Origin of the sequence: Methanoregula sp. (assembly GCF_049686655.1) — an archaeon.
Classification (GTDB): Archaea; Halobacteriota; Methanomicrobia; order Methanomicrobiales; family Methanospirillaceae; genus Methanoregula.
Window position 1 is genome coordinate 16,822 of record NZ_JBAVIG010000004.1, and the last position, 22,316, is coordinate 39,137.

Below are 22,316 nucleotides of genomic sequence, written 5' to 3' on the forward strand. Positions count from 1 at the left end.
GTTTTTATGATTTTGTTGATATGCCCGGATTGGTTAACAGGGGTTGAGATGAGATTTGCAAGAGGTCATATCCAGCCGCATTTTGATAGACGTTATCTTTTAAAACGGGTGATTCCTGTTGGAGGATATCCGGAGAGACAGGATAAGAACCGTGTGAGCCCACCCCCTTCGGGAGTTGCCCGGCCGCTTCGCCCTGGCCTCGCCCGGGCATGTTGCCTGAACCGGGAATTTTTTATGGGCAATGAGGCTCCCCGCGGTGGCGCATACATCCTGGAAATGAAGTGATGTGTTCAATTTCCGAATTTCCTATTCCGTAGTATTCCAGAATGATACATGTGGATAAAGAGCGCGAGAATAATTTTAAAGAGATTGTATTGGATCAATTACTTAGGAATTACCAGTTCACTTTCCAGAGATTCGAAGAAAAGAATATCAATCAGCATACCCCATCGAGGACTAATAATCATGGCAAAAAAAGATAGTTACGATCGATTGCTGGGTATAGCTCTTGGTATTCTTGGTCTTATTTTAATTACAATATGGATAGCAAGCTCTTTGGATTTCATAACCGGGATTGAAAGCTCGGTTTTGGATCTGTTTTTACCCGTTGGTATCTGCCTGATATTTTTAGGTGTTTTGCTGCTCTCCCTGATAAAATGAAATCGATCCGTTGTATCCCCCGGCGAAAAGGAAATTTTTTTTCATGTAGTTTTATCCCAGGGTGTAATTCCGGTTCATGGAAACCCGATGGTGATTGCGGGTGACAGGAGATCCGGAATTCCAAAAAAATTTTGCTCTATTAGAAAACCTCATAATCGCTGACGCTCTTTGGGGCTTTGCCCCCGCCGCTACGGCATCCCCCGGTTGCGATGACTATTGTATTACCTGCCATGTGACTCGGGGCTCATCGCACTGCGCCCCGTCCCCCGCGGGGGACTGGTGGCGCAAGAGGGGGGGCATCGTCTCTTTGAAAAAAAAATGATTTCTACAGAGCAGAATATCTCACAATTTTTTCCAAAAGGAAACCGGGAACGGGCGCCGGCCACGGATTCCGGACCAGTGAGTTCGTCAACCTCAAAAATAAATACGGTTGACGATAACAGATCAGAGACGACAGACCGGAAAACCCCGGCGCCGGTGAATCCCATGGATGAATTGCCCAGGATCCCCAAATGCATGAGCACCCAGCACCCGGACAACGTCCACGTGCCATTTTTTGCAGAATCGTCCGAGCTCGGTGGCGAGGATGAAGTCAGGGAGGCATATTATGTCTACTCGCACCTCAACTGCCGGGAGCAGATGTGGGACTGCGAAGGAAAGGAAGTAGACAATTTCGTTGTCAAAAAACTCCTGACCACCTATAGCCCGTTCTTTTCAGAAAAAAAACTGGGTCAGGATATCTTCCTGACCCTTCGTGTGCCAAACCCGCAGGTGGAGAAAGCCGAGGCAAAGATCCTGCTCGAGACCCTGGAAAGCATCCCCCGCTCCTTCGATAGTGCAAAACTATTCTATAAAGAAGATATTGCCCCGATCTACGAAGTCATCCTGCCGATGACCGATTCCCATACCGCCATCGACAACATCTACCAGTATTATTCGGATTTCGTGATCGGCAAGCAATACAAACGGCTCGGTGGAAGGGATACCACCATCGCCGACTGGATCGGGACGTTTGCCCCCCGTCATATCAACGTGATCCCGCTGTTCGAAGACAAGAAAAGCATGCTTGGTGCCCACACAACGGTACATCGGTACCTGCTCGACAAGCAGCTCCCCTACCAGCGGGTCTTTCTTGCCCGGTCGGATCCGGCCATGAACTACGGGCTTGTCAGCGCAGTCCTGCTCAACAAGATCGCCCTTTTTAATTTGAACGCCCTGCAGGAGCGGACAGGTACCCCGGTTTTCCCGATCATCGGGGTCGGGTCCGCACCGTTCCGGGGCAACCTCCGGCCGGATACCGTGGACCGGGTCAGCGCCGAGTATCCGTCGGCACATACCTTCACCATCCAGTCTGCATTCAAGTACGACTATCCGCTGGATGCGGTGCAGGCTGCAGTCAGGGAGCTTGAGCAGCGTGAGGTTGTCGCACCGGCAGCCATTGATGAAAAGCGGTGCAGTGAGATCATTGAGCGATACACGCAGGCCTACATCACCGAACTTCTCCCGCTCACGGACATTGTCAACCGGGTTGCAGCCCATATCCCGGGCCGGCGCAAACGCAAACTCCATATCGGCCTGTTCGGCTATACCCGGAGTACCGGCGGTGTCACGCTGCCCCGGGCGATCACTTTTACTGCTGCCATGTATTCGATTGGCGTTCCTCCAGAGATTCTCGGGTTGTCTGCGCTTGACCGGGATGACCTTGCATTTGTACGTGAAGTGTACGTGAATTTCGACCGGGACCTTCTCGATGCAGCCCGGTACATGAACCCCGATTCGCCGTTCCTTTCGTCGCCCATGAAGGAAGCAGCGGAGCGGATCTGCGGAGACGAAGTGCATGATGTGCACCGGCAGGTCACCGGTTCGATTCTCCAGGCGCTCCACGATCACCGGAACAAGGATCTCCAGCCGATGATCCTGCAGGCAGCGAACATCCGGAAGTTTCTGGGATAAGGGCAACGAAAGGAATTCCAAAGAGGTGCACCGGAAAACCGCCGGGGGTCTTTGGCTGTACGTGCGGGAATGCAGCCGGGGCCGGTATGGAATGAGTTGGGCATTCGCCGGTAATCGCGAGGCCAATGGGGGGATTTTCGGATCCGTCGGATCTGAATACATGATCATGAATCCGGGAGCCGGGGCAACCTCGTGCGTCAACTTAAAAATGATCATGGCATCATCCCAATATATTTCATCATACAGGGAAGACCGGGTCATCATGGCAATACCCCGATATTGGATCATTGTTGCGTCACGGGAACACGTAATGCTCGGTGTTGCCGGAGGATTTGCTCAAGGCCGGGCACGGGAAGCGGTCCGGCCTTGCCAGAATGCATGCCGGAGACGGAATTATTTACTATTCACCAAAAGAGAGATACGGTGGAGATGAGCCGCTCCATGCCTTCACCGCCCTGGGAAAAGTGGCAGATGAGGAGATCGTCGAGATCGAGATGTCACCGGATTTCAAACCATTCCGGAGAAATGTAAAGTACCTGCATACCGGTGCAGTGAAGATCGGGCCGCTTATCGATGATCTGGAGTTCATCCGTAACAAGAAGTCGTGGGGCTCTGCATTCCGCTTCGGACTCCTCGAGATCCCAAGGCGTGATTTCGAGCTGATCGAAGAGGTGTTCGCCAGGAAGGGATAACCGGTGTGATTGCAAAGGGCAGCCACCCCCGGTTAGTACATACCGTTTGGAACCAGCCGGCGATCGCTACGCGGATGGGACCGGGGCCGGAGAAACGGGAAACCTTCACAAAAAACCTATTATCCATCTTTGTACACATCATTCATCATGATTAACCCCACCAAAAATATTCCCGAAGATACAGAAGAGAACCGGGAGATCTGCAGGAAGTACTGTACAATATGCCCGAACTACAAGGCTCATTCACTTGAAAAATACCAGCCGACCGAGCTCTTCTGCGCACGCGGAAACTCCTCGTGCCCGGATAAAAAAGAGATCAGGTGTTTCTGTACGGGCTGCGAGATCTTCGCAAAGCACCATCTCCGTGTCGGATACTTCTGCGTCACGTACTAGTCAATTTTTTGTTTATTGATTTTTCCACAGGGTTGCCGGGGGATGACCGGGCCTCAAGCCTTGTACCTGCAAAGGGCAGCAAACGCCGGGCGATCGCATGGCATTTTGCAACCGCTGGCGATCGCGTTCCTTGTCCCGGGCACGTTGAGGTGGTCCCCATTCGGGAAAAAGGATAAAAAGATCTATTAGCCAGGATTGCCCACTTTTTTTACCATGTTTGAATCAGGAAAACCGGTTGTTGAGGATACCGAAGAGAACCGGGCAATCTGCAGGAAATACTGCAAGATCTGCCAGAACTACAGGAAACACTCGCTGGAAAAATTCAAGCCCAACGAACTCTTCTGCGCATGCGGGCAGTCGTCGGCCACTGACATGAAACTGATCGGCTGTTTCTGTTCGGGTTGCGAGGTCTACATCAAGCATCATCTCCGCGGCGGCTACTTCTGCGTCCGACGCTAAACAATTTTTTCCCGGTAATGATCTTTGCCGGGGTTGCCGGATAACTGCAGCTCGTGCCCCCTGTATCCGGAGTACCTCCCGTATCTCCACGCTACGGGCTCCGTTTCCCTTTTTTCCGATCCGCAGGTAATAATTCGAAGATATTCGTCTTCCCTTGTCTCATGCTTTCAGCATTCGACATTCCCGAAAACGCGGTAATAATTCGCCTGAGCATCAGGCATTTTAACATCGGAAAACGTGAGGTAATATTTAGCAGCATCTGGAGGCGTGAAAAAGGGCCTCCGCGGGTTTCAGCCCCGGGCCGGGGGTGACGGGCCTCAGCTTTGAATTCGCGAGGAGCAGCAAACACCTGGCAATTGCGGGGCGTTTAGCACCAACCGGTGATCGTAAGGCTGACAGACTGGGATCTAGAGACATGGGAAAATTCCATTGATAAAACAACCTGCCCACTCAATGCATTAATAATAAGGACAGACCAACCACTCACATACAGGAATCGTATGAACGTACTCGTACTCCTCCGGCAGCACGAACCGGAACTGAAGAAACGGTTCGGTGTTGCGAAGATCGGCATCTTCGGCTCATTCGCACGCGGAGAGGAACGGCCGGACAGCGACGTGGATATCCTCGTTACATTCCAGAAGGGCAAAAAAACTTTTGATAATTTTATGGGGACCAAATTCTATCTTGAAGATCTCTTCAAACGGAAAGTTGATCTCGTAACCGATGCTGCACTCAAACCCCTCATCCGCGATCCCATCCTTCAGGATGTTGTCTATGCCTAGGTCCCAGCTGCTATACCTCAATGATATTTCGGAGGCTGCCGGGAATATCCAGTTATATGTCGGGGACCTGTCATTTGGGGAGTTCAAAAACGATCGGATGCGGGTCGATGCGGTTGTTCGCAATTTCGAGGTCATCGGCGAAGCTGTCAAGAACTTAAGCGACGAGCTGAAGTCACAGTTCCCAGCCACAGACTGGAAAGCTGTTGCCGGATTCCGTGATACCCTGATCCACGGGTATTTCGGGGTGGACCCGTAGATCCTCTGGGATATCATTGAGCACAAGATCCCGGTGTTGAAGAAAGAAATTGCTGTAATCATTGCACATGAGAAATCCAAAATCCCGTGAATCAAATTTATAGATGGCTATTTTTCTGGTTTTTAATGGGACGATCCTATCCAGGCCGTGGCCGTTGGAGGTGCCGGGCCGGTGATCGCGTGCCAGGCCCCGGTGGCCGGTGACGAGGGGGGATGAAAAAAATGACCACTTATGTTCCAGGTTTGCATTAAATTAAAAACATGGACGGGTTTAGATTTTCACGCGAGCCGGATCTTTGATTTTTGAAAAATCCCGTTCGAATGTTGCAATCTTCAAAATTGCGTGTTCCCTGCATGTGGCGACAAACAGTCACCTGAACCGGTCTTCATTATGCTATCCCTACCCGATAATTCCCCGCTTCCTTAATTCAAAATAACATCTCGCACAGGCCCCCACATCGGCACCGGCATTATGGCTGCCGGTGAATTCCTCCTGGAACAACTGCAGGTGCAGCTCGGTCAGGGTCGGCCATTTGTATCCATGTCCCGACGCCTTGGGAAGTTTGCACCAGTGGATAATCTTCGGGAACTTCATGGTGCAGAAGGTCTCTTTCTTCGCGAGATTTGTTTCGAGCCTGCACCGCATGAATTCGGTATGCACGATCGGCAGGTCGAAGTCGAGATTGTGGGCAATGACGGTCGTTGCCTTCTCCACATCGGCGTTGAATTTCGGGAGCACTTTGTGCAGCGAGGTCCCTTCCGCCTTCGCCCGCTCGGTCGTGATCCCGTGTTTTTTTACGGATTCCAGGGGGATGGTGAAGTCCGTCGGGTAAATGATATAGCTCTCCTGGCTTTCCCGGTTGCCGTCGTTGTCGTATAACGACCAGGCCAGCTGGACTACCCGGGGCCATTTTTCTGTAGCCTCCGTTGCGGAGTATCTGGGGAGGCCGGTGGTTTCGGTGTCAATGAAGAGGAGCATCAGATCTGTTTTTTGGGGGATGGTATTTGGGGTTGGTGGTTTGGGGTGTCTGGCACAAGCGGGTTATTACGAGGCCGGTGAGCCGGGCAAAACGGGCTGTGGTGGGGAGTCCTGCTGGGCGAGGATTACCCATCCCACTCTCTCGCCGGCGGTGGCTGGGGTGGCCGAATTGCCGGATGTGGTGGGGAATGCCAGGGAGCATAGTGGAGAGGGCGGGGCCAGACCGATGATCGCAAGGGGCCGTCGGGGCCGGTGAAAGCGGGGCGTTTGGCACAGTCTGCGATTGACCGGACGGGCTTTAGCCGGGGAGCTCGTTTGAGGGGGCTGCTCGTGCTGCTCCGATTTTTCCCATTCATCGGACCTGTTCTTCTGCCCATAAGAGAATATCCTGCGCAAACCTTATCGCTTCAGTATATTCTTCTTTGGTTACCGGAGTTGTGGTTCCCGGGTACCGCGTATCTGAAGCATACGAGGTAAGGGTGACAGCATGCCATAGCGGTTCAGGAATTGTGATGCCGTGCTGTTCAAGTCCCGAGAGAAGGGCGTTGATATCGTGATATACGGGTACGGGATTTTCCGTGCTACAAAAACTGCCTTAAGCGCCTTTTCTGCGGCCTGCTGGATCTGGAAGCAGAGGTCTTCATAAAGAACACCCGGCGTCTTTGCGGAGGCGAGAGCTAAGGAACTTTTTGCCCGGGCAAGCCATTCTGCCGGGTTATCCGGCGACCGTCTTCTTCCGCTCATACAAGACCCTGCCTTCCCGCAATGCGGGATATACGATACTGAAGGGGGAGTTTTTGCAGTCCTCAACCTGTTGTGGAGTAACGATGACAAAATCCATCGACCGGGCGATTCCCCGCATCCGCTGATAGATTATTCCCGCGATTTTGCGTGCATTGTACCTGCCGGATTTTATCACAAGGAAGTCAAGGTCACTGTGCGGCCCGGTTGTTCCCCTCGCAGTGGAGCCGAAGAGAAGAACCTGTTCCGGATGGGATGCTTCAACAATCCGGTTGACGATTTCCTCGATTTCGGCCTGTCGGCTGGATGTTGTGTCCCTCATATATTCACCGGATTTTAGATCGTTTACCTCATCAATGTATTCGGTTGTCCTGCAATGATCAGTTGTCCCACGTAATATGGTATCTTTGTCCGGGAATATTATAGGGTTTGTGTACAGCCCGGGTGCTGGTCGGTAATTGTGAGGGTTCAGCCGGGCAAATGACTGGTGCCGGGGCCTGACTCCGGCTGAGGTGTGCCCACCCCCCCTTGTTCGCGGGTGGCGGGGGACGGCCGGAATCGTGGCAAAAATGGGGGGGACCACAGCGCCGCTGCCCCCGTTATGGTGCAGCGTCCGGGCCGTCATGTCCCGTGGGATTTTAAAAACGGATCAGGCCACCCAGTGCAGCACGTTCCGGACCACTGACCAGCGGGGTTCTGTTGCAGACGGGATCTCTCCGAGCACCCAGTAATCGTACTTCTTCTGGAGCAGCCCGTAGTCATTCTCCGTCCGTAGCCAGTAATCGAGCGCGAGGAGATAGGAGTCGCTGCTCTCTTTCGCCACCGGGTACGCGTACATCATCTGGTAGGAGTCGCTGGGCTGGATGATGGCCACGTCGAAGAGCGGGTACTGCAGGGTCAGGGTATACCCTTCCTCGGCGGGGATCATCAGGGCATCGGCCTTCCCGCCCACGAAGAACTCCTCCTTCGAGTCGATAGGGACAATCGTTGCCCGGGGAAGAAGCTGGTGGGCTACAGCGACAAGCGCCGTGTTGTTGTAGACCGCAACCCGGAGGCCGTCCATCTTCTGAACTTCATCCAGCTGCGTGAACTTATCCTTATTCCCGTCCGGAACCACGAACGCCAGGTGAACGGTGACGGTCGGGTCGGTGAATTTCATCTGGTCGAGCCGGTCCGTATTCACCACGACCGCAGACATGACAATGTCGCAGTAGCCGCTGTCGAGGGACTGGGCAAGGGTGGTTCCCGTGATGGGGACGAACGCGATCCGGGAGACATTCAGGGTCCGGGCCAGGTCGTAGGCCATTTCCACGTCGTACCCTACCAGTTCGCCCTTACCGTTGAAGAATACGAACGGGACGTTGTTCTGGTTGTACCCGACACGGAGCACGCCCCTGTCGCGGATCGCCTGTATTTCATCTCTCGCGCCGGGGGGCGGGGGAGCGACGGCCGGGACATCCTCCTTGTGCAGGTAGACCGTCGTGTTCACGACACTGTCCAGCCGGTTCCCCGACGGATCCAGGGGCAGCTCGATCTGCGAGATCTTGTCGCTCCCGTGATAGGTACCGGCCAGCAGGTACGTGAAGCCCATGTGCAGCCCGGCGATCACGATGGCGGCGAGCAGGACGACCCCGATGAGGGACACGATCGCCCTCTTCCACCGGAACCGGGCCCGGTTCGTGGTGAGGGCGATCGTGATGGTGGAGAGCGAGAAGATCGAGATGACGCTCAAGGGGGCCACGAAGGCCTGCCTGAGGATCCCCGAACTGACGTACAGGTTATTCGCGTCTGCCGGGAGGTGCATCAGGTTCAGGAGTGAGACCACCGAAAGCTTCGATGAGCCGAAGAAGCTCGGGATCCCGATCGCGATGAGCCGGAGCTGCCCGATGAGACCGAGCGGGTCCTTGTACATCCAGGCCACGAAAAGGATGAAGAGGAAGGGGACGAGCCCGCCGAGGAGCGGGAAGGTATAGGCCACGGGTACCATGATCTCGCTGAGCGACCGTACATTCCCCCGGTCCGTGCCCGGGGCCGGGGTTCCTTCCGGATCTCCGGCCAGGCCGGTACCGGTCCCGCCGGGTGTACCGGGATCCCGGTCCCCGTCCTCGTCGTCTATATTCCCGTTGCCGGTCTCGCTGGCCCGGCCCTGGAAGAGCTTCTCCACCCCGTCGGAGATCAGCGGCAGGGTGATGAATTCGGTGCCGGTCGAGAACGCGAGGAGCATCGCCCGCGAGGAGGCGTCGAGGATGTCCCGGTACCGGAACGTGGTGAAACAGGTGACCAGCAGGGGCATGGCAATGAGACCGAGCAGGATAGCGGCAGCCGCGAGGGTGATGATGAAGACCTGGAGGTCCAGGAAATCCCCGAAGGTCAGGGTCCCGGCCGTGACCGCCGTGATGACGAAGATGCCGACCGGGAAGGTCAGGGAGATGATGTGTGTCATCCGTTCAAGGGCACGCAGCAGGGTCTTAAGGATGCTCACGATCGGCCCGCTCCCGTCATCCAGCATCAGGGCAAAGCCCAGGAAGAGGCAGAAGAGGACGGTGGCAGGGATGATCCCGTCCGAGAGGGAGAGGAACGGGTTTGACGGTATGAACATGTCGATAAAGTTGATATCGGTCACCGGGGCCAGGAACCGGGTGCTGAAGAACGAGGCCTGCACCCGGGGGGGAAACGCCAGCTGGAACGAGAAATACCCGATCACGCAGATTGCCCAGATCAGGAGGAGGACCAGGAACGCCTTGAGTGCGATCGCTTTTGCCGTGTCCCGCTTCAGGCTCCCGATACCGACAATGAGGGAGATGGCGACGGTCGGCAGGATCGTGATCTGCCAGATCTTGATGAACGCATCGCTGACGGGCTGCATCACCGAAGTGAGGTCGCCAAAGAACAGCCCGGTGGCGATCCCGAGGATGAAACCCGCAAGTATCCAGACTGTGAGGTTCCAGCGGGGCAGTCTCATGGTACTCTCTCTCCTTTGCAACAGGTGCCCAATCTCCCGGGATCTCCTGTACCGGAACGACAACAGGTGTCGGTAAAACGGTACGGCACCGTGCACTCGGGTGACTATCCGGCGCCGGTTAAGGGCCGGGCTTTTTAAGCGTAACCGGATATTACTTTCAACATTATTTAACAGTACCGGGGACTGCTGTCCGCCCGGGGAATTTCCGGGCCGGTTTTTCTCCTCCGTAACATACGGCTATCAATGCCACGGGGATGAAGGGCAGGGGAACGTTTGTCCGGCAGGCCTGGTTTTTCAGGATATTTTACCGGGTGGCTGGTATCCGGAACACGGGGGAGGGAGGGGGATGCCACTGAGCGGAGTGGCCGGACGGGGCTCATGCTCGTACTTGCGAAGGGCAGCCGGGGCCGGAGATGCGGGCGTTTGGCAACTGCCGGCGATCGCAGGAATTCAGCTGATTATCCAAAGTTTCCCCACTCGTTCTGAACCCTGACCGGTAGATGACTGCGTTAGAAAGTTTAAATGCCACGAATGTAAATCGCTCATCGTGGGCAGCCGGGGGTTGTTCCACAGAAGAAGAGGACGGGTCCACCTACCGTACAAGTCAGATGGCCCGCATCCTGCCCGTAGGTATGAGATCATTATCTTCCATTCCTATGAAGGTTTTCCCATGCCGGCGAGCGTAGCGTATAGAAAAACGAGGAGTTGAAAAAAGAATGAATCTACGCAAAATGAGCATCGTCCTGCTGGCACTGCTGCTGGCAGCGATGGCGATGGTACCGATGGTGAGTGCCGAAATGCACAACAAAGTTTCGCCGGATATCGCACAATCCGATACCATTAATGAACGGTCACCTGCGTTCCTGAATGATCTTAAAAACAAAGGGTCTACGGATGAACAGATTGCAGCGGCAATTGTTAATTATTCAAGAGTTTCGTATATTAACGGTTGGACTCAGGCTGATGATCAGAAATATTCACCCCTGTTAAAGCAGGGGCGTTCCAACAAAAGTTACACCAGCCCGTCTAATCCAGGTGGCGCTTTGTCGACAGCTGCCCAAACAGTATCGGGTCAGTACATGGATAGTGCAGGAATGACCATTTACGAATATGACTATCGGGGACTCAACGGAATAATGCATCCAGGATCAATGCAATGTTCTTCGACCGGAACAATTTACCAGTATCTCACAAATCATCTGGGTAAAGTGATCAGCGGCCAGGATAACTGGGTTGAAGTAGGTGTCGAAACTACGTATTGGAACCCGGGCCAGTATTTTGTCTTTACGTATGATAATCACGCGACACCGGGGCAGGAGTGGATCACCCATTCATCGTTCACAAATGGGAACACTGATCACACTTTTGACATATACGTGAGCAATGTTCTGTATTCTCAGGGATATCCATATGTATTATCGTGGGATGGTCAGGTATTACGAACGGGATATGTTCCATTCAATAAAGGCAATCCAACAGAATATCATGAATTTGTAAGAAACGATCCGGGTTCATACTCATCCGTATCCACGTCGTACGTCCGCGATTCACACCTATACGGTGATACTGCATCTTATTACTGGAATAGAAACCTGCCGGAGACAACGTACGCACATAACGGCGGCCCGACCAGATCGAGTATGTATATACCTTCAGGATCACTGTCGTACAGGATTGATACATGGATACCCTGAAAAATCCCCTCACTATTTTCTTTTTTTTATTTCTCATTTTAGTGATAACTATTTGCGGATGCACAGAGAGGGATCAGACCGTTAACAATTCATCCCCTGGAACAGTCACTATGACCGGGGTTGCTCCTCAACATACATTCATTTCGCCACCATCACATACTTCAGATCTCTACAAGATTACAATCTCTGATTTTTTCGCAGGCAACGACAGCATTCGAATTTCAAATAGCGGAACAACTGCGGTTTCTATGTCCGGATGGATATTGAAAACAAAGCCGGGTAATTTCACATTCATATTTCCTGCATTTTCTCTCGAAAATGGGAAGTCGGTAACAGTGTTCCTGAATAAAACCGGACAAAATACACAGGAAGAATTGTTTGCCACGGAAGGGGGAGCCGGGAGAAACATCAGCACAATTGCATTGTACGACGCACAAGGGAATCTGATGATAAAAACCAATAGAACTGCAGATAGTGATCTTCTCGCATCTTTTGGCGATCCGGTTAATCTTCAGGAAATTGGAATTAATAGTTCCAGTGATTATTATGAACTTCTGCAAAAAGTGACGAATGAAAGTGATGAAGACCTAGAGAGGTATTATTATCCTGCAGGTCCCGTATTCGCGGTCGGATACGATGAAAACGAAACAATTGTTGAGATCAATAACGACTGGAGTGTGAATGAAACAACTATTGAAGAAATTTACCGGGTAATCGAGAGGCATGGAGAAGAAAACGGTATAAAAAATATTCCTAGTAAATTCCTCTCTTTAGGTTTGATGAAAATGGAGTCAAAATGATATGAAATGGGGCTCCAACTTATGCGATTGCCGGATTCTATCATACTTTCATATCTCCACCACAGATTCAAGAAAATTACTATGAAAAAATATACCGTAGATTACCTTATGAAAACAAGGCCGCATCTGAAGAAAATTCTAGTCATTCTTGGTTCTCTTCTCATTCTTATTGCATTCAGTGGTTGTACCTTAAATGGAGGGAATGTCTCCCAGACAGCTCGTGCGACAATAACGCAAAGTATTCAGAATGCTTCTGAAATTGATGCATGGTGTGAAATTCAGGAATTTAATCTCACGATCGTCCAAAACCAGACCGCAGTCCCTGTAACCGATGAAGATATCAGTCCGTATCCTGAATTTGCGATATATTTGCATGATGTAAATGACGATCCTCATGCATGGAGTTTTGGAACCCGCCTTGTCAAGGACTTTGACTGTAACGCGAGCAGGACAATCCAGTTCCTGAAATTATACCGGAAATATGAAGAAATTCCCAACCAGCCGGTCCTGGAATATCAGGGGCACGACTACAAGATAGGGTTTGAATATTTTAATGCTCACCAGAAGTACGTTCCGACGAATCCATGAAGGCAGGTGAAAAACGTTTTTCCTCCTTGTGGGTATGGGGGCTGAACCCATTCACCAGCTGAATGATGCGCAGACCGATGCCGCAACGGGTACAAATGCGATCAAAAGCCAGGCCGATTCCAGGGCTGGCATGGTGAATACCGGCGGCTATTATACCGTCACAGTAAGTGGGCAGGATACCGGAACCGTCAGTCGTGGGGAACTCCGGGATGGATGGAGCAGGCTGCGCGAAACCTCGGGTATACTGATACCAATGGCGATGGAAGGACTACCGATGATCTCGCCCGGTCGATCAAGAGCTGGTCCGGATCAAATTCTGTTATGCTGATGTTCCTGACCCACGACGCGATGGGAGGATATGCAGTGGGGCCTGACCAGGGTTATGCCGATAAACTTGCACTTTCTTATTGGGGCACTGGCAGTTCCGGCAGGAGATGATCCCATCCGGGCCCTGTACGAGCCCGGATTTGGCGTTTCGATCGCGTTTGACCGGCCGAATTCGTACTTTTTTCCGCCCCATAACCAGAATTCATGGTATACTTCGTTATTACGGGAAACGGAGCGATTTCCACGCGAAAAAACCGGCGTATTTATTCCCGTTTTGAGGGCGGAAAAACGAGGAGGTGCCCCAAAGGAGCGGGGGCCGGCAGGATGCGGCTGCGGGGGTTTTGGCGAGCCTCACTGGCAGCGTTACAGGCGGCCCGAAGACACGCCTTATCCAAAACCCCGTGCGACACTCTTTTCGCCCGCCCAAAAGGACCCATTAGGGCATGGTCCGGAGCACGGTCATGTTACGACGTGAAAACTGCCAGAATCTATCATTTGAGATCCGTTTAAGACACGCGTTTTTGCATTTAGGACACGGTCTCCCCAAAAAAGTGGCCAAACGGAGCGTTTTACGGGCCCGGTTGGCAGGTGGTCCGGATCAGATCATCAGGAAGCCCCACGTGAGGCTCGATGTCTCCCAGCCCGGACCGCCGGTGGGAGTAATCGAAGATCTCTTATGACTCTCAACTCCCCGATGGTCCCTGGGAGTACCTCCCATCCGGGGCCATTTTCGCCTCCGTTTCCTTCTTCCGGATGCCGGACAGACAACATTTCACCAAAAAGAGGCCCCCTGTTTTCCGGGGACGGCCAATTCAGCCCCTGATTGTCGATCTGACCTTTAAAGCGGGTCCGGAAAAAGCCACATTTAGCAACGATACAGCAGCCGATCGTCTCCAAAGACATGCTGGGGCAAGGCCAGATGAAAGGAACCTCTATTTTAGCGTCGGATCTCCGGAAAAATAACGGTGTCTGGTGAAGCCCTTCGAAGTGACAATGTTCGACGTCAGAACATTATGGTAAAGCAGGGGGTGGCCACTCCGGGAATTTATGAGTTTTTTTCAAGAAGGGCTTTGACTTCGCGGGTAAGTACCGGCAGGCTGGTTTCGAGCACTCCCCAGACAACTTCATCGGAAACCGTCGCGTACCCGTGAATGAGCCGGTTGCGGAACGATATGATCCTCGATGAATTGCTGATCATCCCGGCAACTGCAGGGTTGTGCTGAATTGCCTGGTTGAGCGCCTCACCGATAATTTCCAGCTGGCGCTCCACACCGGATCTCAAAAGCGGATCTTTCTGGTAATCTGCAAGAGTCTTGCCGCGGATGAACTGAGTTATCAGATCGCATGCTTCCGCGATGTCAAAAAGATATTTCTTCGTCTCATGCGGCAGCATAGATCTCGACCTGCGTATCTTCAAGGGATTTGCGGAAATACGGGTTGCGGATCGGTCCCGGCTCCACGAGATCAACGGGGCGGTTGAGCAGTCGTTCGAGATCTTCAGTGAGCCCGAAATATTGTTCTGCATGATCCGCCGGCTGCATCTTCTCGAACTCAACGAGCAGATCGAGATCGCTTTTTTCCGGGTTGAACCGGCTATCGGTTGCAGAACCAAACACCGCGAGACGCCGGACCTTGCGGTACGTGCATATCCGCGTAATTTCCTCCAGGTTCTGTTCGATGATGGATTGCATGGACTGACCGTTACCTTTTCATGAATTACTTAGTAATGTGGTGATCGTACTCCCTGATAGTGCTTGCGTTGGCCGGATAAAAGAACCCCATCTTCGGGCGTCGGTCTTCCGCAAAAATTGCCGGTGTCTGGCGAAGTCCCTGCGAGTGCCATTGTCCACATCAGGACACGAATTTACAGCCGGGGGTGGCCACTACAGGATTTTTTCACACCTGAATGTATCTGACGAATTATTTTCACCAGGCACCGGATAGATATTGGCGGCGGGAGGGGGCAGCAGACACCGGGCGATCGCGGGGCGTTTGGCAACCGCTACAATTCCATCCGCTTCAACAAAGATTTTAGGATATGACAACCCAATGAGATTTGAGAGAAATTATGTCCACATTTACCGCCGTACTTCACAAAGAAGATAATATGTACGTGGCAGAATGCCCCGAGGTAGGTACGGTCAGCCAGGGAACAACCGTGGAAGAGGCGGTCAGCAACCTTAAGGAAGCAACCGAGCTCTATCTCGAAGAGTTTCCCTTAACCAAAAAGAAACGGGCAATCCTCACTACATTTGAGGTGTCATCGGTTGCCACATCATAAGCCGGTATCCGGTGATCTGGCGATCAAAGTTTTATGCAATTATTTCGGTTTTTCTGTTTCCGGAAGAACGGGCAGTCATGTGAGGCTTTCGAAGATGACACCTTCCGGGAAGACTGGTACTGTTGTTCCACTACATGATGAGCTGAAGCCGGGGACACTCCGGGGCGTGCTCCGGCTGGCAAAAGTCGATGTCGATGAATTTTACCGGAATGTGTGAAAAACCGATGATGCACAGGTTCCTCATCGTAATTGAAAAAGCAGGAAAGAATTATTCGGCCTATTCGCCGGATCTCCCCGGCTGCGTAGCGGCCGGAAAGACCCGCGAGGAGACGGAAGAGCGGATGCATGAAGCAATCGGGATGCATGTCCACGGACTTATCGAAGACGGAATGCCGGTCCCGAAGTCCCATTCCTCTGCAACGTTCGTTGCAGTCCAGAGCTGAATGAAGATATATCCAGAACTCTTTTTTAAAACTTGCTTTTATTCGGATGAGCCTTCTTTCATTATCCTGCTGGCCGGGGAGAGTACCTGCCCGATATCTTTATTGTTCCACGATATGCACACAACAATTAACCATGCCACCGGCTGCCATCAGGACAATACGGGATCAGATTTTCTGGCAATATGCAAAGCTCATTGCAAAATCTGCCGGGCTCGAAGGCCAACGGGGATTCCAGATGAGCCGGTTCGTCCAGCTTCGCGACGGGAAGATTATCTGGTCGTCAACCATTCGCGAGTGGGTGCATGAACATGAGAAAGCGGACGAGTGCATCTATTGCGGGATAAAAGGGCCATTGACTACGGAGCATATCCTGCCGAGATCCTGCGGTGGGCCGGATATTCCCGATAATGCCATCCGGGCATGCCGGTCGTGCAACTCAGGCAAGGGGGGGCAGGAGATTATATGAGTGGAAAGGACTCCAGGCAAAAGACGGGATTCCCCGGATCGCAGAGGGAAAATACCTGAAACTGCTTTATGATCTGCACGACAAACGCGGAACATTGAATGTAGACAGGAATGATCTTGGACGCATAATGTGCCCGGCCTGTAACCTGAAAACGCGATGTGCTGATGAAGGCACCGTAGAAAAGCTGACAGTGTTTTGCCTGGAGGGCGGGTTTCACGGATAACATCTTAACGCGATATCGAAAAGATATTTCTTCGTCTCATGCGGCAGCATAGATCTCGACCTGCGTATCTTCAAGGGATTTACGGAAATACGGGTTGCGGATCGGTCCCGGCTCCACGAGATCAACGGGGCGGTTGAGCAGTCGTTCGAGATCCTCGGTGAGCCCGAAATATTGTTCTGCATGATCCGCCGGCTGCATCTTCTCGAACTCAACGAGCAGATCCAGATCGCTTTTTTCCGGGTTGAACCGGTTATCGGTTGCAGAACCAAACACCGCGAGACGCCGGACCTTGCGGTGCGTGCATATCCGGGTGATTTCCTCCAGGTTCTGTTCGATGATGGATTGCATGAACTGACCGTTACCGTTTCATGAATTACTTAGTAATGTGGTGATCGTATTCCCTGATAGTGCTTGCGTTGGCCGGGCAAAAGGAACACCACGTTCGGGCGTCGGGCTTTCCGCAAAAATTGCCGGTGTCTGGCGAAGTCCCTGCGAAGTGACGTTGTCCACATCAGGACAAGTATTTTAGCCGGGGGTGGCCACTCCGGGATTTATTCACATCCCAATTTATCTGACGAATTATTTTCACCAGGCACCGGAGTAGATATTGGCGGCGGGAGGGGGCAGCAGACACCGGGCGATCGCGGGGCGTCTAACAACCGCCGGTGATCACGATGCAACTCACAAATCGCAAAGGAAATCCGGATACTGGAATGGTGATCGCTCTGCAACCGGATGCAGGAAAAATAAGGATCATCGTTCATACCATGAGGGAAATAATTATTGTGAGGTACGCCAGATAGGAACAGGAGAACACCATGACAAGCCGTGACGAGATTCTTGATCTGCTCAGATCTTTACAGAGTGATCTTACCGCACGGTATAAGGTTCGCAGGATTGGGTTGTTTGGTTCATTTGCCCGCAAAGAGGCACGGACAGATAGCGACGTGGATATTCTCGTTGATTTTACGGACGGGGCTGATCTTTTCGATCTCATCGAACTTTCCCAGTACCTTGAAGAAAAGATCGGGAGACACGTGGATCTTGCTACGCCCAGGGCACTGCGGCCGGAAATCCGGGATGGCGTTTACCGGGATGTTGTGTACGCATGAGGGAATCCCAACTTCTCCTGCGTGATATTCTGCAGGCTGCCAAAGATATCCGTGATTTTTCTACCGGTATTTCCCGGGAGGCATTTGTTACCGATGAGAAGACACGCCGAGAAGGTGATTGGCTACACAGTGTGTAGCGGATTTTAGCTGGTCTCATTACCGGCTCCTGATGCAGGTTGAGAATCCGAAGGCCCGCCGTTATTATATTCGCGATGCGATCGGACAGAACCTGAGTGTACGGACTCTTGAGCGGCAGATCGGTTCACACTCCTATGAACGTCTGTTGAAAAGCCGGAACCGGGAGATCGTAAAATCCACCATCACCATCCTCCACAAGAGCTTTGATATAATTCCCTTACCATATACTACAATAGCAATAGTATTCCGTGGAGAATGCAATGGCAAAACCAATTGAGATCGGACTTGTGCTTGAAGGCGAAGATGCAACGGCGTTTCAGCATTACTTAGAGCACCCGACATTCACCCGTGAAGGCCTGAACCTTATGCGTGAAGCAAAGCGCGACGCCGAGCATGCCGGGTTGGACTGAACCGCTCTTTTAAAAATGATCACCCTCATCCCTTTTGAAGATCTTGAATTTGTTCTCCTGGGTGCCGATCATGATGTATCCGGGTTTCATTCATCTGAACCGGAACTTGATGAATTCCTGAAAGACGATGCTCTCGATAATCAGAATAACCTGATCTCTGTTACGCGGCTGGTTTTCTGGAAGGGGAATCTCGTCGGGTATTTTACCCTCATCAACGACAGTATCGAAGTACGGGCTGTTGAAGAATGCGACCGTGAGGAGAGTTATCATTTCCGGAAGTATCCGGCTTTGAAAATCGCACGGCTGGCAACGCACAGTGAATATGAGAGGTTCGGGGTCGGGCGGAGTATGCTGCGGAAGATATTCACTATCTCGATCACGCTCTCCCGGTATGTCGGCTGCCGTATCATCACGGTCGATTCAAAGCACAGTGCTGTAGAGTTCTATAAAAAATTCTCATTCAAACAGGCAATCCGGACTCCGGGTGAGACGGTCCCGCTCTACCTCGATCTCAGGAATGCACTCCAGCGGATCTGATAACCGGTCAGTCATCGGAGAAACCTGATGTTTTCTCCTTTTCCTCCAGATCGAATAACCTGTCAGACGAGAGGAACACTCCCCGTAGACACATCCAATACCCCCCCGTAATCCGGCCCCTGTACGCCCCCGGATTACCCTTCCCGAGGGGTCATTTCCGGCATTATGTGCAAAAACCCCCCTATTTTTACACACGTTTTCCAGAAACGCATTTTACGCGGGATTTACGCCAAACGGGGCATTTTCCATCGATATATTAAAACCTTAATAGACGCTTTTGGATGGCCGATCTCCCAGTAAACCAGGCAAAGGTAGCGGACTTCGAAAAGAACCCCTGTTTCGGGCGTCGGGCTTTCCTTTAAAAATTGGTGGTGTCTGGCGAAGTCCCTGCGAGTGCCATTGTCCAGATCAGGACACGAATTTACAGCCGGGGGTGGCCACGTTAGGGAAATTTTCACATCCCATGCTTATCTGAATATTTTCGCCAGGCACCGGATAGATATTGGCGGCGGGAGGGGAGAGCGGGCGTCCGGGACTGGCCGGAGATTGCAGGAATTCAATAAATCCCGATAATTCCATTTGCGTTTTTTCCCCAACTCATTCTCATTTGTTTTTCAGACACCTGACCGGTAGATGGACGCGTTAGAAAGATTAAATGCGCCGACGATAAATCGCTCCTTGTGGACAGCCGGGGGTTGTTCCACGAAAAGTAAAGGACGGGTCCACCTACCGTAGAAGTCAGATGGCCCGCATCCTGCCCGAAGGCATGAGATCATTACCTTCCACTCCCATGAAGGTTTTCCCGTACCGTCGAGCGTAGCGTATGCAAAAGGAGTTGAAAAAAGTATGAACCTACGAAAATGGAGCGTCGCCCTGCTGGCATTGCTGCTGGCAGCGATGGCGATGATACCAATGGTGAGCGCAGGGGAACAGGTGGTATCTGCCAGTCCCGTCGGGCATCAGATACCCACGGATTATCTGAAAGATTCAAAGCCAGCTCAATGGCTTCCTGAATCGGACATGGTCAATATTGTGATCTCGCAGAGATCCCTGGAAAAATTCGGCCAGGGGAAACTAACGGGAATCATCACAATTCCGGTTTCATATATTGACCTGAAAACGACATTTACCAATTCCAAAGAAAACCCCTATGTTTACACAGAAAATTCTATTGGATCAGATGAGGGGATTGCGCTCATACGAATGCCAGGACAGATGTATGAAATGTATGTCCTTGCTGCGAAGGATGGGAAACTTTCCCTGCCTGCGGATTATTTCGTCAGGTACTATGAAAACCGAACCGATCTTAATAATCATTTCAAGGCAGATGGAAATTCGGTCCAGGTCCTTCCCAGTGAGAAATACCCCTTACCGAAAATATCTTCAGGAGTGGGAACGGATGTTTCGCCAGAAATTCTTCCAGTTCAAAAGCCATCGGGGATCAGTGTCAGCCCAGCTGTCACCTATCCTCAGTTTTTCGGATTCTGGGAAAATTATAACAGGATATCCTCAACGAACTACGATTACTGCATCGGACAAATCACGCCGAACAGCTGGACACTGTCGGGTTCTGCTCTGGACCAGTTCGATATTTTCCAGGAAAGAGAATACAAATTTAATTCCGGTGAGGCCATCGAAGTTGTGACCAAATACCGGGACAGGAACCAGGGTGGGGATATTGTACTCTTCCCGACACTTTACAGAAGCGGTTCTACCGATCCAATTACTCCGAGCCAATGGACGGTCTGGGGCGATTATCTACCGGTAGCAACAAATTCCATTCCCCACGCCTTTGGATATCACGTTTATTTCAGTGGCGGATATTATTACATCGCCTTTGAAGATATGAACACGTTGCAGTTTGTCAAATCATACCAGGCAACGGCTGCATCAGGAACATCGTCGTTCACGTATCTGAGCGGCTCCAGTGAATACCGGCAGAAGGCCGCACCTACAACGAATACATTTTCAGCAACGACAAATCCGGTCGTTGATCAGTGGGTCCGGGTTCTGAATGGAGCATGGCAGGCACCAAACCTGGCATGGCAGCACGTTACACGGGGATCAGGTGTTAGTTATGTCGATGTCCAGACTCAGGTAGACAGTTCGGGAAATATTATAACCAGGTCGTCTGGCCATTATCCATAACCCCATCCTTTTTTTTGGAGCGGATATTGAGGATCTATTATGATATTGATTCAGATAATGACAAGTTCAAGAGAGGCAACATAAGAAGAAAGAATGGCAGGGGATATCCCATGAAAACGAAGACGGGTCCGAAGAGAAATCTGGTGATTATCGGTATAATTGTAATGGCGATTGTTTTTAGCGGATGTGTATCAAATGGGGGAAATACCTCACAAACAAATGGCACAATAAATAACCAGAATGATCGGAACACTTCAGAAATCGATGCATGGTGTTCTGTTCAGGAATACAACCTTACGATTGTCCAGAACCAGACAATTGTTATGGTGACCGATGACGATCTCATGCCATTTCCTGAATTCGGAATATATCTGCATGATGTAAATGATGATCCCCATGCATGGAACAACGGGATGCGTGTTGTCAAAACGTTTGATTGTAACGCGAGCAGGGCGCTTCAGTTCCTGAAATTATATCGGAAAAATGAAGAAATACCCGTCCAACCGGTCCTTGTATATCAGGGTCATGCGTACAAGATAGGGTTTGAATACTTCCATTCCGGGCAGACGTATGTTCCGACGACAGCGGGATCTGATGGAGGGAGTTGAACAACATTAATCAAAAACCGGGAATAGTTATGTCAGGGATGGTCATTTTCTTGTTTATCCTTGCGGGGGCCTGCCTCTGGACAGGACAGCAGCATCCTAAAACGGATACTGTACCAGTAACATGTTCGGAATCGCTGGTGTCCGGGCAGAATATGATCGTTAATGAAACGCAGAATAATGCTACAATCTGTGCCGGCCGGAACGTTTCAGTGACAATCAGGCTGACAGATTCTACCAGAAACGGGCATACATGGAACATGAAAGCAAGTCCGGGTCTTATGATAGCAGATCACGGTCTTACATGGTTCAGGGAGAATGGAACACAAACGACATCGTTTATCGAACACGGTTATGACGAATGGCTGGTTACTACGAATGAACCAGGGATCCAGACAATACAGGTAAGTCTTCTCAGGCTGGGAGATGAGATGAACAATCCATTGGAGACGTATAATCTGACGATTGTTGTCGAATAGAAAATTCCTGTGACCTCAATCACCAAAATAGATCGAGCATGTATATCCCATCAGGATCACCGTCGTATAGGATAGATACATGGATTCCCTGAAAAATCCAATCCCAATCTTCTTTTTTTTGGTTATCGTAGTGCTGGCTTTTTTTTCCGGATGTACGGATAATGTTCAGATCTTAGGCAATTCATC

At 51.4% G+C, this 22,316-nt stretch carries 28 protein-coding genes and 1 pseudogene; 22 read left to right on the forward strand and 7 right to left on the reverse strand.

The window, feature by feature from the left end; genetic code table 11:
* Window positions 1-465 precede the first annotated feature (465 nt).
* The 7 genes from WBL42_RS00370 (at window position 466) to WBL42_RS00400 (ending at window position 5,198) form a co-directional block, all read left to right on the forward strand.
* On the forward strand, window positions 466-660 hold the full coding sequence (locus tag WBL42_RS00370) for a hypothetical protein (protein ID WP_424719279.1): 195 nt from the start codon (window positions 466-468) through the stop codon (window positions 658-660).
* 486 nt (window positions 661-1,146) lie between these two features.
* Window positions 1,147-2,613, forward strand: a complete 1,467-nt coding sequence (ppcA, locus tag WBL42_RS00375; protein ID WP_424719280.1) for a phosphoenolpyruvate carboxylase — start codon at window positions 1,147-1,149, stop codon at window positions 2,611-2,613.
* A gap of 317 nt (window positions 2,614-2,930) precedes the next feature.
* Window positions 2,931-3,305, forward strand: coding sequence for an EVE domain-containing protein (locus tag WBL42_RS00380; protein WP_424719281.1), 375 nt, complete (start codon window positions 2,931-2,933; stop codon window positions 3,303-3,305).
* 147 nt (window positions 3,306-3,452) lie between these two features.
* Window positions 3,453-3,698: a DUF2769 domain-containing protein gene (locus WBL42_RS00385; RefSeq protein ID WP_424719282.1), complete on the forward strand. Its 246-nt coding sequence runs from the start codon at window positions 3,453-3,455 to the stop codon at window positions 3,696-3,698.
* A 213-nt stretch (window positions 3,699-3,911) separates the two neighbouring features.
* Window positions 3,912-4,157 carry a DUF2769 domain-containing protein gene (locus tag WBL42_RS00390; RefSeq protein ID WP_424719283.1) on the forward strand — a complete coding sequence of 82 codons (246 nt, stop codon included), beginning with the start codon at window positions 3,912-3,914 and terminating at the stop codon, window positions 4,155-4,157.
* Between the two features lie 500 nt (window positions 4,158-4,657).
* Complete coding sequence (locus WBL42_RS00395) at window positions 4,658-4,942, forward strand: nucleotidyltransferase family protein (RefSeq protein WP_424719284.1); 285 nt, start codon at window positions 4,658-4,660, stop codon at window positions 4,940-4,942.
* Window positions 4,935-5,198 carry a DUF86 domain-containing protein gene (locus tag WBL42_RS00400; RefSeq protein WP_424719285.1) on the forward strand — a complete coding sequence of 88 codons (264 nt, stop codon included), beginning with the start codon at window positions 4,935-4,937 and terminating at the stop codon, window positions 5,196-5,198. The genes WBL42_RS00395 and WBL42_RS00400 overlap by 8 nt, the downstream gene beginning before the upstream one ends.
* Before the next feature lie 399 nt (window positions 5,199-5,597).
* Here WBL42_RS00400 and WBL42_RS00405 read toward each other — a convergent pair whose 3' ends face one another.
* The 4 genes and pseudogenes from WBL42_RS00405 to WBL42_RS00420 all read right to left on the reverse strand — a co-directional run bounded on the left by WBL42_RS00405 (window position 5,598) and on the right by WBL42_RS00420 (window position 9,879).
* Entirely contained in the window at window positions 5,598-6,176 is a 579-nt protein-coding gene (locus WBL42_RS00405) for an exonuclease domain-containing protein (protein WP_424719286.1), read from the reverse strand.
* 352 nt (window positions 6,177-6,528) lie between these two features.
* Window positions 6,529-6,920, reverse strand: a pseudogene (locus WBL42_RS00410) (HEPN domain-containing protein).
* Window positions 6,892-7,239, reverse strand: a complete 348-nt coding sequence (locus WBL42_RS00415) for a nucleotidyltransferase domain-containing protein (protein ID WP_424719287.1) — start codon at window positions 7,237-7,239, stop codon at window positions 6,892-6,894. The pseudogene WBL42_RS00410 and the gene WBL42_RS00415 overlap by 29 nt, the downstream one beginning before the upstream one ends.
* Before the next feature lie 327 nt (window positions 7,240-7,566).
* A complete protein-coding gene (locus tag WBL42_RS00420) occupies window positions 7,567-9,879 on the reverse strand; it encodes a cation:dicarboxylate symporter family transporter (RefSeq protein ID WP_424719288.1) in 2,313 nt (770 codons plus the stop codon).
* Between the two features lie 716 nt (window positions 9,880-10,595).
* Between WBL42_RS00420 and WBL42_RS00425 the strand changes: the two genes are divergently transcribed.
* The 4 genes from WBL42_RS00425 (at window position 10,596) to WBL42_RS00440 (ending at window position 13,399) form a co-directional block, all read left to right on the forward strand.
* Window positions 10,596-11,573: a hypothetical protein gene (locus WBL42_RS00425; protein ID WP_424719289.1), complete on the forward strand. Its 978-nt coding sequence runs from the start codon at window positions 10,596-10,598 to the stop codon at window positions 11,571-11,573.
* Window positions 11,561-12,373 carry a lamin tail domain-containing protein gene (locus tag WBL42_RS00430; RefSeq protein WP_424719290.1) on the forward strand — a complete coding sequence of 271 codons (813 nt, stop codon included), beginning with the start codon at window positions 11,561-11,563 and terminating at the stop codon, window positions 12,371-12,373. The genes WBL42_RS00425 and WBL42_RS00430 overlap by 13 nt, the downstream gene beginning before the upstream one ends.
* An 81-nt stretch (window positions 12,374-12,454) precedes the next feature.
* Window positions 12,455-12,961: a hypothetical protein gene (locus tag WBL42_RS00435; protein ID WP_424719291.1), complete on the forward strand. Its 507-nt coding sequence runs from the start codon at window positions 12,455-12,457 to the stop codon at window positions 12,959-12,961.
* Window positions 12,962-13,174: 213 nt separating this feature from the next.
* Window positions 13,175-13,399 carry a hypothetical protein gene (locus tag WBL42_RS00440; RefSeq protein WP_424719292.1) on the forward strand — a complete coding sequence of 75 codons (225 nt, stop codon included), beginning with the start codon at window positions 13,175-13,177 and terminating at the stop codon, window positions 13,397-13,399.
* Between the two features lie 934 nt (window positions 13,400-14,333).
* Here WBL42_RS00440 and WBL42_RS00445 read toward each other — a convergent pair.
* Window positions 14,334-14,681 (reverse strand): DUF86 domain-containing protein, encoded by a 348-nt coding sequence (locus WBL42_RS00445; protein ID WP_424719293.1) that lies wholly within the window; start codon window positions 14,679-14,681, stop codon window positions 14,334-14,336.
* The gene (locus tag WBL42_RS00450; protein ID WP_424719294.1) at window positions 14,668-14,979 is read right to left on the reverse strand and encodes a nucleotidyltransferase family protein; all 312 of its coding nucleotides are present in this window, start codon (window positions 14,977-14,979) and stop codon (window positions 14,668-14,670) included. Before WBL42_RS00450 ends, WBL42_RS00445 begins: the two co-directional genes overlap by 14 nt.
* A 377-nt stretch (window positions 14,980-15,356) precedes the next feature.
* Here WBL42_RS00450 and WBL42_RS00455 point away from each other — a divergent pair, with 377 nt between their 5' ends.
* The 4 genes from WBL42_RS00455 (at window position 15,357) to WBL42_RS00470 (ending at window position 16,478) form a co-directional block, all read left to right on the forward strand.
* Complete coding sequence (locus tag WBL42_RS00455; protein ID WP_424719295.1) at window positions 15,357-15,569, forward strand: type II toxin-antitoxin system HicB family antitoxin; 213 nt, start codon at window positions 15,357-15,359, stop codon at window positions 15,567-15,569.
* The gene (locus tag WBL42_RS00460; protein WP_424719296.1) at window positions 15,556-15,786 is read left to right on the forward strand and encodes a type II toxin-antitoxin system HicA family toxin; all 231 of its coding nucleotides are present in this window, start codon (window positions 15,556-15,558) and stop codon (window positions 15,784-15,786) included. The genes WBL42_RS00455 and WBL42_RS00460 overlap by 14 nt, the downstream gene beginning before the upstream one ends.
* A gap of 7 nt (window positions 15,787-15,793) precedes the next feature.
* A complete protein-coding gene (locus WBL42_RS00465; RefSeq protein ID WP_424719297.1) occupies window positions 15,794-16,012 on the forward strand; it encodes a type II toxin-antitoxin system HicB family antitoxin in 219 nt (72 codons plus the stop codon).
* 133 nt (window positions 16,013-16,145) lie between these two features.
* Entirely contained in the window at window positions 16,146-16,478 is a 333-nt protein-coding gene (locus tag WBL42_RS00470; protein ID WP_424719298.1) for an HNH endonuclease, read from the forward strand.
* 259 nt (window positions 16,479-16,737) lie between these two features.
* Here WBL42_RS00470 and WBL42_RS00475 read toward each other — a convergent pair whose 3' ends face one another.
* A complete protein-coding gene (locus WBL42_RS00475) occupies window positions 16,738-17,049 on the reverse strand; it encodes a nucleotidyltransferase family protein (RefSeq protein ID WP_424719299.1) in 312 nt (103 codons plus the stop codon).
* Window positions 17,050-17,519: 470 nt separating this feature from the next.
* Here WBL42_RS00475 and WBL42_RS00480 point away from each other — a divergent pair, with 470 nt between their 5' ends.
* The 7 genes from WBL42_RS00480 (at window position 17,520) to WBL42_RS00510 (ending at window position 22,130) form a co-directional block, all read left to right on the forward strand.
* Complete coding sequence (locus WBL42_RS00480) at window positions 17,520-17,813, forward strand: nucleotidyltransferase family protein (protein ID WP_424719300.1); 294 nt, start codon at window positions 17,520-17,522, stop codon at window positions 17,811-17,813.
* A 118-nt stretch (window positions 17,814-17,931) separates the two neighbouring features.
* Window positions 17,932-18,228, forward strand: coding sequence for a DUF1016 N-terminal domain-containing protein (locus WBL42_RS00485; RefSeq protein ID WP_424719301.1), 297 nt, complete (start codon window positions 17,932-17,934; stop codon window positions 18,226-18,228).
* A complete protein-coding gene (locus WBL42_RS00490) occupies window positions 18,212-18,361 on the forward strand; it encodes a hypothetical protein (protein WP_424719302.1) in 150 nt (49 codons plus the stop codon). Before WBL42_RS00485 ends, WBL42_RS00490 begins: the two co-directional genes overlap by 17 nt.
* A gap of 15 nt (window positions 18,362-18,376) precedes the next feature.
* Window positions 18,377-18,898 carry a GNAT family N-acetyltransferase gene (locus WBL42_RS00495; RefSeq protein WP_424719303.1) on the forward strand — a complete coding sequence of 174 codons (522 nt, stop codon included), beginning with the start codon at window positions 18,377-18,379 and terminating at the stop codon, window positions 18,896-18,898.
* An 846-nt stretch (window positions 18,899-19,744) separates the two neighbouring features.
* Window positions 19,745-21,046: a hypothetical protein gene (locus WBL42_RS00500; RefSeq protein WP_424719304.1), complete on the forward strand. Its 1,302-nt coding sequence runs from the start codon at window positions 19,745-19,747 to the stop codon at window positions 21,044-21,046.
* A gap of 110 nt (window positions 21,047-21,156) precedes the next feature.
* Complete coding sequence (locus WBL42_RS00505; RefSeq protein WP_424719305.1) at window positions 21,157-21,654, forward strand: hypothetical protein; 498 nt, start codon at window positions 21,157-21,159, stop codon at window positions 21,652-21,654.
* Window positions 21,655-21,683: 29 nt separating this feature from the next.
* Window positions 21,684-22,130, forward strand: coding sequence for a hypothetical protein (locus WBL42_RS00510; RefSeq protein WP_424719306.1), 447 nt, complete (start codon window positions 21,684-21,686; stop codon window positions 22,128-22,130).
* Window positions 22,131-22,316 lie beyond the last annotated feature (186 nt).